7 protein-coding genes are annotated in these 15,512 nt (G+C 35.9%); all 7 read left to right on the top strand.

From position 1 onward, the window contains the following. Positions 1–50: 50 nt before the first annotated feature. The 7 genes from ruvB to ACZZZT_RS24570 all read left to right on the top strand — a co-directional run bounded on the left by ruvB (position 51) and on the right by ACZZZT_RS24570 (position 15,368). Positions 51–1,073 carry a Holliday junction branch migration DNA helicase RuvB gene (ruvB, locus tag ACZZZT_RS24600; RefSeq protein ID WP_042566285.1) on the top strand — a complete coding sequence of 341 codons (1,023 nt, stop codon included), beginning with the start codon at positions 51–53 and terminating at the stop codon, positions 1,071–1,073. Between the two features lie 67 nt (positions 1,074–1,140). Beyond that, the gene (locus ACZZZT_RS24595) at positions 1,141–2,430 is read left to right on the top strand and encodes a cytochrome P450 (RefSeq protein ID WP_463462270.1); all 1,290 of its coding nucleotides are present in this window, start codon (positions 1,141–1,143) and stop codon (positions 2,428–2,430) included. Then, positions 2,427–3,353 carry a tRNA epoxyqueuosine(34) reductase QueG gene (queG, locus tag ACZZZT_RS24590; RefSeq protein ID WP_463462269.1) on the top strand — a complete coding sequence of 309 codons (927 nt, stop codon included), beginning with the start codon at positions 2,427–2,429 and terminating at the stop codon, positions 3,351–3,353. The genes ACZZZT_RS24595 and queG overlap by 4 nt, the downstream gene beginning before the upstream one ends. 609 nt (positions 3,354–3,962) lie before the next feature. Continuing rightward, positions 3,963–11,615 carry an HYR domain-containing protein gene (locus ACZZZT_RS24585; protein WP_463462268.1) on the top strand — a complete coding sequence of 2,551 codons (7,653 nt, stop codon included), beginning with the start codon at positions 3,963–3,965 and terminating at the stop codon, positions 11,613–11,615. Further along, positions 11,558–12,541 (top strand): T9SS type B sorting domain-containing protein, encoded by a 984-nt coding sequence (locus tag ACZZZT_RS24580; RefSeq protein WP_463462267.1) that lies wholly within the window; start codon positions 11,558–11,560, stop codon positions 12,539–12,541. Before ACZZZT_RS24585 ends, ACZZZT_RS24580 begins: the two co-directional genes overlap by 58 nt. Before the next feature lie 47 nt (positions 12,542–12,588). Further along, on the top strand, positions 12,589–13,500 hold the full coding sequence (locus ACZZZT_RS24575; RefSeq protein ID WP_463462266.1) for a PorP/SprF family type IX secretion system membrane protein: 912 nt from the start codon (positions 12,589–12,591) through the stop codon (positions 13,498–13,500). An 11-nt stretch (positions 13,501–13,511) separates the two neighbouring features. Beyond that, a complete protein-coding gene (locus ACZZZT_RS24570; protein ID WP_463462265.1) occupies positions 13,512–15,368 on the top strand; it encodes a carboxypeptidase regulatory-like domain-containing protein in 1,857 nt (618 codons plus the stop codon). The last annotated feature ends 144 nt before the right edge of the window (positions 15,369–15,512 follow it).

Here is a 15,512-nt window from a genome sequence, read left to right as displayed (position 1 = left end):
ATTAAAAATTATCTGTTTTACAAACTGATTACTTTGTCTATCTTTGTAAAATGAATGAAAATCTGGATCCTACAACAAAAGGATATAACCCTGAAGAACTAGATCTTGAAAAAAGATTGCGTCCGCTGTCATTTGATGATTTTGCCGGACAGGACCAAGTTTTAGAAAATTTAAAAGTTTTTGTGGCAGCCGCGAATCAACGTGGAGAAGCACTTGACCATACACTTTTTCACGGACCTCCAGGATTAGGTAAAACCACTTTAGCTAATATTTTAGCAAATGAATTGGAAGTAGGTATTAAAATAACTTCAGGTCCTGTTTTGGATAAGCCAGGTGATTTAGCAGGCTTATTGACAAATCTTGATGAAAGAGATGTTTTATTTATTGACGAGATTCATCGTTTAAGTCCAATTGTAGAAGAGTATTTATATTCGGCTATGGAAGACTTTAAAATTGATATTATGATTGAATCTGGACCAAATGCCAGAACAGTGCAAATCAATTTAAATCCCTTTACTTTAATTGGAGCAACAACAAGATCTGGATTGTTAACGGCTCCAATGCGTGCCCGTTTTGGGATTTCATCACGACTACAATATTATACAACTGAACTTTTAACGACAATTGTTGAGAGAAGTGCTTCGATATTAAAAATGCCAATTTCGCTTGAAGCGGCAATTGAAATTGCTGGACGAAGCCGTGGTACACCTCGTATAGCAAATGCATTATTAAGAAGAGTTCGTGACTTTGCACAAATAAAAGGGAACGGTACTATTGATATTGAAATTGCACGTTACGCACTTAAAGCATTAAATGTGGATGCACATGGTCTTGATGAAATGGACAATAAAATTTTGTTGACCATCATTAATAAATTTAAAGGTGGACCTGTCGGCCTTTCAACTTTAGCGACTGCTGTTTCTGAAAGCAGTGAAACAATTGAAGAGGTTTATGAACCATTCCTTATCCAGGAAGGGTTTATTATGCGAACACCACGTGGACGTGAAGTAACTGATAAAGCGTATAAGCATTTGGGAAAAATAAACACTAACATTCAGGGCGGATTGTTTTAATTCTGTTTAAAATGTCTGAGAATAAAAAATATAATTACCCTAACCAACTTTCAATATTTAGATTTTTTTGGATGCTGAAGGAGTGCGTAAAAACCCTATTCCTTTTCATAAAAGATATTTTGATAAGTTTGGAGATTCTTTTTCTTTAAAAATTGGCTTTTCAAAGCATATAATTTTATCCAGAGATAACGAAGTTGCTCAATATATTTTACAAAAAAATCAGAAGAACTATCATAAATCTAAGTTTCAGTCTGTTTATCTTTCTAAATATTTAGGAAAAGGGCTTTTAACTGTTGACGGTGATTTTTGGCTGAAACAAAGAAGACTTATTCAACCTGCCTTTCATAAGCAAAAAATGAATCAGTTAGTTGAAAATATGAATCAAACAATTGTTTTAGAGCTTGATGGTTTAATTGAGGAAAAAGCTGTTGATCTTTTTCCAATTATGAGCCAGTTGGCCTTTAATGTTGTTGCCAAGTCTCTTTTCGAACTTTCAATTTCAGAAGAAAAATTAATTCGCATTAAATATATTATCGAAGAAGTGCAGAATTTTTTAATCAAAGAAATTAGGCTTCCTCATAAAGCCTGGTGGTTTTCTGTAACAGGTCAGGTTAAGAAACATCTTGAATTGGCAGAGGAGAACAATAGTATTATTCGGGAGATTGTTGAGGAGAGAGGCAAATCTAAAGAAGATATTAATGATTTACTTAATATGCTTTTAGAAACGCGATATGAAGATACAGGTGAAGGAATGTCTGTAAAACAATTGGTTGATGAGATTAAAGTCCTATTTATTGCCGGTCATGAAACTACCGCAAATGCATTAACTTTCACTCTTTATCTTTTGGGAATAAATCCTAAGATACAACAGAAAGTTTTAGATGAAATTACAGCTATTGAATCTCAAACGGAAAATATTGTTGAGCAGCTTCAGAAAATGACTTATACAAATGCAGTTTTAAATGAGGCTATGCGTTTATATCCACCAGCCTGGATTACTGACAGGGGAAATGTTGAAGATGATAATTTAGCTGGTTATAATATAAAGAAAGGAACATTAATTGGGGTTTCTTTTTATGAATTGCACCGAAATCCAAAGTATTGGGAAAATCCGGATGAATTTATACCAGAAAGATTTCTGGGAGAACAGAAGAAACAGTCAATGCAATATTTTTATCCATTTGGAGCAGGGCCCAGAATGTGTATTGGAGCTGGATTTGCTATTTATGAAATGTGTTTGACGATTTCTAATTTAGTAAAAAGATACAATATTACATCTGTTAATAGTGAAATACAGCTCAATCCACTGATTACATTGAAGCCTGTTGGAGTAAAAGTCTTATTCTCTAAAAGATGACAATTAATGCTAAAGAAACATATTCAAAATTTATAAAAACTGAAGCGAAAAGGCTTGGGTTTCTTTCTTGTGGCATTTCCAAAGCCGGATTTTTAGAACAAGAAGCGCCTCGACTTGAAAGCTGGCTAAAAAATAACAGTCATGGTCAAATGGCATATATGGAAAACCATTTTGACAAACGATTAGATCCCACTCTATTGGTCGACGATGCTAAGAGTGTTGTTTCGCTTTTATTGAATTATTATCCTGAAGAATCTCAAACTCAGGAAAGTTTCAAAATCTCTAAATACGCTTATGGTCAGGATTATCATTTTGTGATTAAGGAGAAATTAAAAGAATTCCTTTTTTCGATTCAGGAAAATATTGGTGATGTTTCCGGGCGTGCCTTTGTCGATTCTGCTCCAGTTCTGGATAAAGCCTGGGCGGCTAAGAGCGGTTTGGGCTGGATTGGAAAAAACAGCAATCTCATAACTCAAAAAGTAGGTTCTTTTTATTTTATTGCAGAGCTTATTCTCGATTTAGATCTTGAATATGATCATGCCACTACAGATCACTGCGGTTCTTGTACGGCCTGCATAGATGCTTGTCCCACACAAGCGATAGTTGCTCCTCATGTTGTTGACGGTAGCAAATGTATTTCATATTATACGATCGAATTGAAAGAAAATATTCCGAATGATATGAAAGGTAAATTTGACGAGTGGATGTTTGGCTGCGACACTTGCCAGGATGTTTGTCCCTGGAATCGATTCTCAAAATCGCATTCTGAACCATTATTTAATCCTAATCCTGATTTGCTTTCTTTTACTAAAAAAGACTGGATTGAAATTACAGAAGAAACTTTCCGTACCGTTTTTAAAAATTCTCCTATTAAGAGAACAAAATTTGATGGTTTAAAACGAAATATTAAGTTTCTTGAATAAAATTTATTTTTTATTCTACTCATTTATAGGTTTTTATTCTTTCTTTATCATTTTTTTTTATTTTTTTCTCCTGAAATAATATTTATGATCTGGCTTTGAAAAGTTGTAGGTTGTTTTTGTTGTGTAAAATTGTGTAATTATTTGATTTGCAATCAATTATAAAACATTTCTTATTGTTGTTTTGTAAGATTTTTTTATGATTTTATCATCTTTTTGCTCAAAAACAAAATATTTGACAAAAAATTAAGAATTTTCTGCACTATTATTATCAAATAGTTAATTTATTTACAAGTTTAGGTTAATTTTTATCGATAAAAAGTGTTATTCAACGTTTATCTTGGTAGTTTGTCGACGAAAGTATTTAGTATAGAGGACTTTATATAATTTCGCGGCTCCAAAACTACTAATTTAATCTAAAGACAATTTTAGTCTTGAGCCTGTAAATACTAATGGTCCAAACACTACTTTCTTTTTGCATTTATTTTGACAAATCTTTTAAGAGATTTTCAAAATCCATTTCCTTTCTTTTATCGTATCTGTCCTATATGTTGAAGATCTCGTTTGATTTTTCAACTTCTAATATTTCTATTATTCAAATTACAATTGTCTATGCGTAACTTTACTCTTAGAAAGTTTAATTCAATTAAACTACTTACTTTTATTTTATTTTTACTGATTAGCTATAATGCTTCAGCTCAATTTTATACGAAGCATTATATAGCGCCAGCGCCTTGGCAGTATTTTAGTAAAGCAAATGAAATTGTTATTGCGACGAATTCAACAGCAACCGTAAATATTACCGTTTCAAAAAGTGATGGTACAGTTGTAACAACACTTATAGCTTCAAAAGGAGCACCTGCAATATATAGATTTGCCGGTAAACCGAGTGCAGCTCCTGCTTTTGCATTTAATACAGTTTTAAATGCTGCAGGATTAATCGTTACGGGTAGTGCGCCGATATCTATTAATTTACGAAACGTAGCTTCTGATGCTTTAGGTGGTGATGGATCTGATCAGGATATTAAAGGAAATGCAGCATTGACTAGTTTTGGTGATGCCGGAATTGGGATAAGATTTAGAGTTGGATATTACAGAGATGGTTCTCTTGGAAATTTCAATAATTACGGTGATCAACGTCCGATTTATAGTGTAATGGCAATTACAAACGGTACAACCGTAACAATTGGAGGTGTTATAACAGCAACTTTAAATGCAGGACAAAGTTATTTATTCAAAGCAACAATTGGAACTTTAGTAGAAACTTCAAACCCGAGTGTTATGAATACTTCTGCTTTTATCGATACACCAAATGGTTGTGGAGATGGAGCTTTTAATCAAATTCCACCAGAAGCAGTTTTAGGTTCAGAATATTTTATAGAAAGAGGAAAAGGAAACGATACAGCAGAACAAACTACTGTAATTGCAACTAAATCCAATACAAAAGTTATTGTAGATACTTATTCGGTAACCGGCGCTTTAGTATCTACAAAAACAACAACATTAGCAACAGCGGGTAGCTTTTTTACCTTTTTGAATGGTGTTTCCGGAGCTAATTTTTCAGCTTCAAGAGTTTCTGCAGATAACAATGTTGTTGTTTATTCAGGAACAGCTCAATCTTGTGAAGTTGATATTTCGACGATTGCTCCGGTCTCAGAATGTGGAGGATCTAAATTTATAGAAACAGCAAAATTTAGAAATTACGGTACAGGTTCATTGCCTTATTTTGGATATGTTCTTTTAAAAGATGCCGTATCAAAAGTATATGTTAATGGTGTAGATATTGAAACAAAATCAGGAGTTTCAGCACGTCATCAATTGGGAGCAACAGGATGGTATTTAATTAATTTTGAAGATACTCAAATCGGGAGCCCGGATGTTCTTTCCATATCTAGTGATGCTAAATTAACAGTTTCGATTGTACAACAAGGCGGAGGATTCTCTATGGCAGGTTTCTTTTCGAATTTTGCTGTTCAGCCAGAAGATCCAACTTTGTCTTATATTGCAGGAGGTGGTTGTACAAATAGTACAGCTATATTGTCAACACCAACCGGATTTGTTCCATACCAATGGTATTTTAATGGTACTGCAATATCAGGTGCTACCTCAAATACCTACACAGCAACTAAAACGGGTTCTTATTCTGTAGCTTCAACTTTAACATGTGGAGCTCAAACACAATCAAAGCCTGTATCCGTTACTTTGTGTACAGATTTGGGTGTTACAAAAACAGTAGACAATACAACACCATGTGTAGGATCGAATGTTGAATTTACAGTAACCTTATCCAATTTAGGAGTAAATAATGCTACAGGAGTTTCTGTAAATGATTTGCTTCCTACAGGATATACTTTTGTGAGTTCAACACCATCCGTAGGAACTTATAATTCAGGAACAGGAGTTTGGAGTATTGGAGATATAAACGGAGGCATAGCTGTAACATTAAAAATTGTTGCCAAAGTAAATGCTAGTGGAGCTTATACTAATACTGCAGTAATTCCGGCATCTGTTCCGGATACTAATTCAGCAAATAATTCGGCTAGTATTTCAACAACGCCAAATCCTTTGCCAACAGCTTCAATAAACGGAACATTAACAGCATGTTATACAACTACATTGACAGCGGTTACCAATGCTGGTTCTCCAGCATATGTTTGGTATAAAGATAACGTCGTAATTTCAGGACAAATATCATCTACACTAGTTGCTACAGTTGATGGAGACTATAAAGTTAAAGTCACCAATACAGCTACAACTTGCGAAAATACTTCTGCAGTTTCAACGGTTAAAGTTAGTGATACCCAAAAACCAACAATTACCTGTCCGTCGAATGTTACGGCTGTAGCCGATGCCAATTCATGTACTGCTACAGGAGTTGTTTTAGGAACACCAACAACAGCTGATAACTGTACAGGAACAATCACAGTTACCAATAATGCACCATCAAGTTTCCCAATCGGCGTTACAACAGTAACCTGGACAGCAAAAGATGCTTCAGGAAATACGCAAACCTGTACACAAACGGTAACGGTAAGCGATACCCAAAAACCAACAATTACCTGTCCGTCGAATGTTACGGCTGTAGCCGATGTTAATTCATGCGCTGCTACGGGAGTTGTTTTAGGAACTCCAACAACAACGGACAACTGCACAGGAACAATCACAGTTACCAATAATGCACCATCAAGTTTTCCAATCGGAATTACTACGGTGACTTGGACAGCAAAAGATGCTTCGGGAAATACGCAAACGTGTACACAAACGGTAACAGTAAGCGATACCCAAAAACCAACAATTACCTGTCCGTCGAATGTTACGGCTGTAGCCGATGCCAATTCATGCGCTGCTACGGGAGTTGTTTTAGGAACCCCAACAACAACTGACAATTGCAAAGGAACAATCACAGTTACCAATAATGCACCATCAAGTTTCCCAATCGGAATTACAACAGTAACCTGGACAGCAAAAGATGTTTCAGGAAATACACAAACGTGTACACAAACGGTAACAGTTAGCGATACCCAAAAACCAACAATTACCTGTCCGTCGAATGTTACGGCTGTAGTCGATGCCAATTCATGCGCTGCTACGGGAGTTGTTTTAGGAACTCCAACAACAACGGACAACTGCACGGGAGCAATCACAGTTACCAATAACGCACCATCAAGTTTCCCAATCGGAATTACAACAGTAACCTGGACAGCAAAAGATACTTCGGGAAATATGCAAACGTGTACACAAACGGTAACAGTAAGCGATACCCAAAAACCAACAATTACCTGTCCGTCGAATGTTACGGCTGTAGCCGATGTTAATTCATGCGCTGCTACGGGAGTTGTTTTAGGAACACCAACAACAACTGATAACTGTACAGGTACAATCACAGTTACCAATAATGCACCATCGAGCTTTCCAATTGGCGTTACAACAGTAACCTGGACAGCAAAAGATGCTTCGGGAAATACACAAACGTGTACACAAATGGTAAAAGTAGTAGGTCCAATTAAAGCAAATGATGATATTATATCTTCATTTAATGGATTTTCAGGAGGAGTTGCTGTTTCAAATGTTTTAAGTAATGATCTTTTAAACTGTAACGCTGTAATTACAAGCGATGTGAATCTTACTTTAGCAAGTACTTTACCTTCTGTTTTAACTTTTAATACGACTACTGGATCAGTAACAGTTAATCCACAAACTCCTGCTGGTACTTATTCATTTGACTATACGATTTGTGAAAAATCAAATACAACTAATTGCAGTACAGCATCAGTTAAAATTACAGTTGTTGCTCCAGTTATCGACGCTGTTACAGAAACAACGACTTCAATCAATGGAAATACAGGCGAAACAACAATTTCACTTGTAAATAATGATGCTCTAAACGGAAATCCTGTAGTTATCGGAACCAATCCCGGAGAAGTTAAACTAACCGGAATCACCGTTCCAACAGGATTTGTATTAAATGCAAACGGAACAGTAACTGTTGCGGCGAACACTGCTGCTGGAAACTACAATGTAGAATACAGCATCTGCGAGATCACCAACCCGACAAACTGTGATTCTGTAATTTCAGTGGTTGTGGTAGGAAAACCAACCATTGACGCGGTAACTGAAACTACGGCTTCAATCAATGGAAATGCAGGCGGAACGACAGCAGAATCAGTAATTACAAATGATACTTTAAACGGAAATCCTATTGTAATCGGAACCAATCCCGGAGAAGTTAAACTAACGGGAATCACCGTTCCAACAGGATTGACATTAAACACAGACGGAACAGTAACGGTTGCAGTGAACACTGCTGCAGGAAACTATAATGTAGAATACAACATCTGCGAGATTACCAACCCTACCAACTGTGATACTGTAATCTCGGTGGTTGTAATTGGAAAACCAACCATTGATGCTGTAACTGAAACTACAGCTTCAATCAATGGAAACATGGGAGGAACTACAACAGAATCAGTAATTACAAATGATACCCTAAACGGAAATCCGGTTGTTATTGGAACAAACCCGGGCGAAGTTAAACTAACGGGAATCACCGTTCCAACAGGATTGACATTAAACACAGACGGAACAGTAACGGTTGCAGTGAACACTGCTGCAGGAAACTATAATGTAGAATACAGCATCTGCGAGATCACCAACCCTACCAACTGTGATACTGTAATCTCGGTGGTTGTAATTGGAAAACCAACCATTGATGCTGTAACTGAAACTACGACTTCAATCAACGGAAACACGGGAGGAACGACAGCAGAATCAGTAATTACAAATGATACTTTAAACGGAAATCCTATTGTAATCGGAACCAATCCCGGAGAAGTTAAATTAACCGGCATCACCGTTCCAACAGGATTAACCTTAAACGCAGACGGAACAGTAACGGTTGCAGCGAATACCGCTGCCGGAAACTATAATGTTGAATATAGCATCTGCGAGATTACCAACCCGACAAACTGTGATTCTGTAATCTCAGTGGTTGTAGTTGGAAAACCAACCATTGATGCTGTAACTGAAACTACAGCTTCAATCAATGGAAACATGGGAGGAACTACAACAGAATCAGTAATTACAAATGATACCCTAAACGGAAATCCGGTTGTTATTGGAACAAATCCAGGAGAAGTAAAACTAACAAGCATCACAGTTCCAACAGGATTAACATTAAACGCAGACGGAACAGTAACAGTTGCAGCGAATACCGCTGCCGGAAACTACAATGTGGAATACAGCATCTGCGAGATTACCAACCCAACAAACTGTGATTCTGTAATCTCGGTGGTTGTAGTTGGAAAACCAGCCATTGATGCGGTAACAGAAACGACAACATCTATCAACGGAAATACGGGGGGAACAACAATTTCACTTGTAAATAATGATACCCTAAACGGAAACCCGGTTGTAATCGGAACAAATCCAGGAGAAGTAAAACTAACAAGCATCACAGTTCCAACAGGATTAACATTAAACGCAGACGGAACAGTAACAGTTGCAGCGAATACCGCTGCCGGAAACTACAATGTGGAATACAGCATCTGCGAGATTACCAACCCAACAAACTGTGATTCTGTAATCTCGGTGGTTGTAGTTGGAAAACCAGCCATTGATGCGGTAACAGAAACGGCAACATCTATCAACGGAAATACGGGGGGAACAACAATTTCACTTGTAAATAATGATACCCTAAACGGAAACCCGGTTGTAATCGGAACAAATCCAGGAGAAGTTAAACTAACAGGCATTACAGTTCCAACAGGATTTGTATTAAATACAGACGGAACAGTAACGGTTGCAGCTAATACTGCAGCCGGAAACTACAATATAGAATACAGCATCTGTGAGATCACCAACCCGACAAACTGTGATTCTGTAATTTCAGTGGTTGTGGTAGGAAAACCAACCATTGACGCGGTAACCGAAACTACGGCTTCAATCAATGGAAATGCAGGCGGAACGACAGCAGAATCAGTAATTACAAATGATACTTTAAATGGAAATCCTATTGTAATCGGAACCAATCCCGGAGAAGTTAAATTAACCGGCATCACCGTTCCAACAGGATTAACCTTAAACGCAGACGGAACAATAACTGTTGCGGCGAATACTCCGGAAAATGATTATGAAATAGAATATAGTATCTGTGAAATTACAAACCCAACTAATTGTGATGTTGTAAAAAGTATTGTTACTGTTACAGGCGGTGTATTAATCGCAAACCCTGATGCAGTAGTTTCTGTAGTTGCCACAAACCAGCCACAAACTGTGGTAAATGTTTTTGACAATGATACAAACAACAGCATCGCTCTTGTGCCAAATGACGTCAACTTAACAATAGTAACAGCAGATCCAACAGGATTTTTAACTTTAAACCCTGACGGAACCGTAACCTTGGGAGCAAATGCACCTTCAGGAACTTACGAAATTGTGTATCAAATCTGTGAGAAACTAAACCCGACAAATTGCAGCTCGGCTTCAGTAAAAGTAACAGTTGGCACACCAGTTATCAATGCAGTTGAAGAAACAACAACAGCTGTAGTTAATGGAGTTGTTGGCGGAACAACAGAATCGTTAATTGCCAATGATACCTTAAACGGAAATCCGGTTGTTATCGGAACAAATCCAGGAGAAATAAAACTTTCAGGAGTAACGCTTCCAACAGGATTTGTATTAAATGCAGATGGAACCGTAACTGTGCCGGCAAATACTCCGGCAGGAAATTATAATGTAGAATATAAAATTTGTGAGATCAACAACCCGACAAACTGTGATAGTGCGACTTCAATAATTGTTGTTACAGGCGGTGTATTAATCGCAAACCCTGATGCAGTAGTTTCTGTAGTTGCCACAAACCAGCCACAAACTGTGGTAAATGTTTTTGACAATGATACAAACAACAGCATCGCTCTTGTGCCAAATGACGTCAACTTAACAATAGTAACAGCAGATCCAACAGGATTTTTAACTTTAAACCCTGACGGAACCGTAACCTTGGGAGCAAATGCACCTTCAGGAATTTATGAAATCGTTTACCAAATCTGTGAGAAGCTAAATCCGGCAAATTGCAGTTCGGCTTCAGTAAAAGTAACAGTTGGCACACCAGTTATCAATGCAGTTGAAGAAACAACAACAGCTGTAGTTAATGGAGTTCTTGGTGGAACAACAGAATCGTTAATTGCCAATGATACCTTAAACGGAAATCCGGTTATTATCGGAACAAATCCTGGAGAAGTGAAACTTTCAGCAGTAACGCTTCCAACAGGATTTGTGTTGAATGCAGATGGAACCGTAACCGTGCCGACAAATACTCCGGCAGGAAATTATAATGTAGAATACAAAATTTGTGAGATCAATAACCCGACAAACTGTGATAGTGCGACTTCAATAATTGTGGTTACAGGCGATGGACTTCAGGCAAATCCTGATGTAATTCCTTCAGTTGTGGAATCAAAACGGCCTCAGGTTCTTGTGAATGTTTTTGAAAATGATACAAACAACGGAATTGCTGTAGTACCAAATGATCTAAACTTAACAATTGTAACGGCAGATCCAACAGGCTTCTTAACCCTAGGTGCTGATGGAATAGTAAATTTAGGAGCAAACGCACCTTCAGGAACTTATGAACTTACCTATCAAATCTGTGAGAAACTAGATCCAAAAACTGCAGTCAGGCTATTGTACGTGTCAAAGTTAATGCAGTTATGCCAGTTACTCCTGCAACGTCAATTGTTGCTAATAATGATGGACAAGTTTCTGTAGACGGAATTAATGGGCAATTAGCTTTCATCAATATTTTAGATAATGACTTATTAAACGGTTTGCCTGTAAATGAATCAGATGTTGTGATTTCAAATACACCAAATCCTTATTTTGAATTTAATTCAGACGGAACAGTAAATGTATTACCAAATACACCTGGAGGAAGTTATACATTACTATACCAAATCTGCGAAAAAGCAAATTCAACAAACTGTGCTACAGCAACATTAAGTGTTTTTGTCGAAGTTCCGGCAATTGCAATTATTAAAACAGCAATTTTCAATGACGAAAATAAAGACGGATATGCAAATGCAGGAGAGACAATTACCTATAAATTCAAAATAACAAATACAGGTAATGTTCCTTTAATGAAAATTATAGTTTCGGATTTATTACCAGGAATTATACTTTCAGGAGATGCAATTGATTTAGGTGTAAACGAATCTGATGAAAATAATTTTACAGCTATTTATAAGATAAGCCAAGGTGATATCAATGGTGGAAGTGTAAGCAATCAGGCAATTGTGCAAGGAAAAAGTGCAGCAGGAGTTGTAGTTGAGGATAAATCAGATGATTCTAATAACATGGAAGATAAACCTACAGTTTTACCATTAAATGGTTGTCAGATAACAGTTCTTAATGGATTCTCTCCAAATGGAGATAGTAAAAACGAGAGATTTTATATTCAGGGCTTAGAATGTTATCCTGATAATACAGTTGAAATATACAACCGTTGGGGAGTTTTAGTTTTTGATATCGATCACTATAACAATGAAGACAGAGCTTTTTTTGGATATTCTGCAGGACGAACAACCATGAAACAATCAGAAGGATTACCTGTTGGGACTTATTTCTATATTCTGAAATATAGAGACAGTGAGTCAAATCAACATGAAAAATCAGGTTACTTATATATCAATAAATAAAAAAATATGCAGCTTAGTTAAGCTAAGCCGTTTTTAAAACTTATTAAATGAAAAAATTAATTTTAGTTTTTATGTTTTTTTCAGTTGTGTGTTCAGCGCAACAAGATGCACAATATACACAATACATGTACAATACCATAGAAATTAATCCGGCTTATGCAGGATCACGAGGCGTTTTAAGTGTTTTTGGTTTATATCGTACGCAATGGGTTGGTCTTGATGGCGCTCCGGAAACGAGTACTTTTTCTATAAACACACCATTAAATAATAAGAAATTAGGGTTGGGAGTTTCATTGGTAAATGATAAAATCGGGCCAACAAACGAAAATACATTGTCGGCTGATTTCTCTTATAGTATTCAAACTTCCGAATCGGCTAAGCTTTCCTTTGGTATAAAAGGAACAGCAAATCTTTTTAATATTGATTTAAACAAATTAAGTTTTGAAGATCAGGATGATCCGCAATTTCAGGACTTAAAAAATAAGTTTACTCCAAATGTGGGCGCCGGTATTTATTGGCATTCTGATAAAGCATATTTAGGATTATCTGTTCCTAATTTTATTCAGACAAATCGCTATAATGATAATGATATTGCCATTTTTAAAGACAAAATTAACTACTATTTTATAGCGGGTTATGTGTTTAATTTAGATCGTTTAGAGTATATAAAATTCAAACCTGCCATATTAACAAAAATGGTAGAAGGAGCGCCTTTGCAGATTGATGTTTCGGGCAATTTTATGTTTAATGATAAGTTTGTTGTAGGTCTTGCTTATCGCTGGAGCGCTTCAGTAAGTGCGTTGGCAGGTTTTCAGGTTACAAATGGTTTGTACATCGGATATGGTTACGATCATGAAACTACTAATTTACGAAAATACAATTCAGGTTCACATGAAATTTTCCTGCGCTTTGACTTTTTAAATAATTATAATAGAATGACATCACCAAGATTCTTTTAAGCAATTTAAATATGAAGATTAAAAATTTACTTTATACCTTTTTGTTATTTAATTTTTTTCTTAATGCAAATGCTCAAAGTTTAAGCGTAAGGCAGGCAGATAAAAAGTATAATAATTATGCTTACGCTGATGCAATAAAATTATACGAAAATGCAATAAAAGAAGGCAGTACCGAAGAAAACGTATTTCAGAAACTGGGCAACTCGTATTACTTTACCGGTGATTTGAAACAAGCCTTAAAATGCTATCAGGAATTATTTGCGATTAATCGAAATCAGGAAGCAGAGTATTTGTATAGATATTCTCAATGCTTAAAATCGGCTGGGAATTATACTAAATCAGATGAAATTTTAGATATTTTTAGCGAAAAAGTGCCTTTGGACAAAAGAGGAATTTTGTTTAAGAAAAACCGAAATTATTTAGATGATATTAAAGCAAATTCAGGGAGATATGAAATTGCCGATGCCGGAATTAATTCTAAAGATTCTGATTATGGAAGTGCTCTTATAGATAATAAACTCGTTTTTACCTCTGCCAGAGATACGGGCGGAATCATAAAAAAGAACTTTAAATGGACAAATAAATCTATTTCTGCTTTATATTCTGTTGACTTAATGCCAGACGGAAGTATTAGCAATCCTGTATTTTTTCATAAAAAAGGTTTAAAAACAAGATTCAACGAATCGACACCCGTTTTTACAAAAGACGGAAAAACGATGTATTTTACCAAAAACAATTCTATAAAAGGTAAAAGAGGTCAAAGCGAAAATAAAGTAACATTGCTAAAGCTTTATAAAGCAATTTTAATTAATGATGAATGGAGCAACGTGCAGGAACTTCCTTTTAATAGCGATCAATACAGCGTTGCGCATCCTGCATTGAGTTTTGATGAAAAGATCTTGTATTTTGCATCAGATATGCCGGGAACTTTAGGTTTGTCTGATTTATTTAAAGCAAGCATCAATAATGATGGAACTTATGGGAAACCCGAAAATTTAGGCGCAGATATCAATACTGAAGGCAGAGAAACATTTCCATTTATATCAAACGATAACGAAATTTACTTTGCCAGTGATGGCCGTCCTGGTTTAGGCGGACTTGATGTTTTTGTTGCAAAAATAAACAATGATGGTTCATTTGAAGAAGTACAAAACCTTGGAGAACCAATAAATAGCAAACAAGATGATTTTGCATTTATAATTAATAGTAAAAACAGAAATGGTTTTTTCTCTTCAAACAGAGAAAATAGTCTTGGACTTGATGATGTTTACAGATTTACAGAAATTCGAAAACTAGTTTGTGAGCAGGATTTAATGGGAACTGTTACTGATGCAGAAACAAATCAAACACTTTCGAATGTAACATTGTCATTATTTAATGAAGCCTATCAATTTGTTGCAGAAGTAGTTTCAGATCAAAACGGAAATTATATTTTTCCAAATGTAAAATGCGGTAAAAAATATTTCATAAAAACATCCAAAACAGATTATGAAATTAAGGAAGTTCCAATAGCATTAAAAAGAATAAATGGAAAAACCACTTTGGCAATTGCTATCCAAAAGAAATTTACACCTTTGGTTGCAAAACAAGTAGTTGTTAAAACCACTAAAGTTAATCCTGTAATTATTAAATCTATTAAAGTAGGAACAGATCTGGCGAAATTACTACATATTCCGATGAACTTTTTTGATTTGGGTAAAGCGACGATTAAAAAAAGTTCAGAACCACAATTGCAGAAAATTGTTGATATCTTAAACCAGTATCCAACATTAAAATTAGACATTCGTTCTCATACAGACAGTAGGCAATCTGCAGAAAACAATATGGTCCTTTCAGAAAAAGAGCACAATCTACCAAAAATTGGCTGATTCAAAAAGGAATCGACGGCAATCGATTAGCAGCAAAAGGATACGGAGAAACCAAATTGGTAAACCGCTGCGCCGATGGTGTAAAATGTACCGAGCAAGAACATCAGCAAAACAGACGAAGCGAATTTATTATTACTTATTTGT

It is taken from the genome of Flavobacterium sp. AC274, assembly GCF_979258275.1.
The sequence above is the reverse complement of the archived record's forward strand: the minus strand, read 5'-3'. Positions and strand labels throughout refer to the sequence as shown.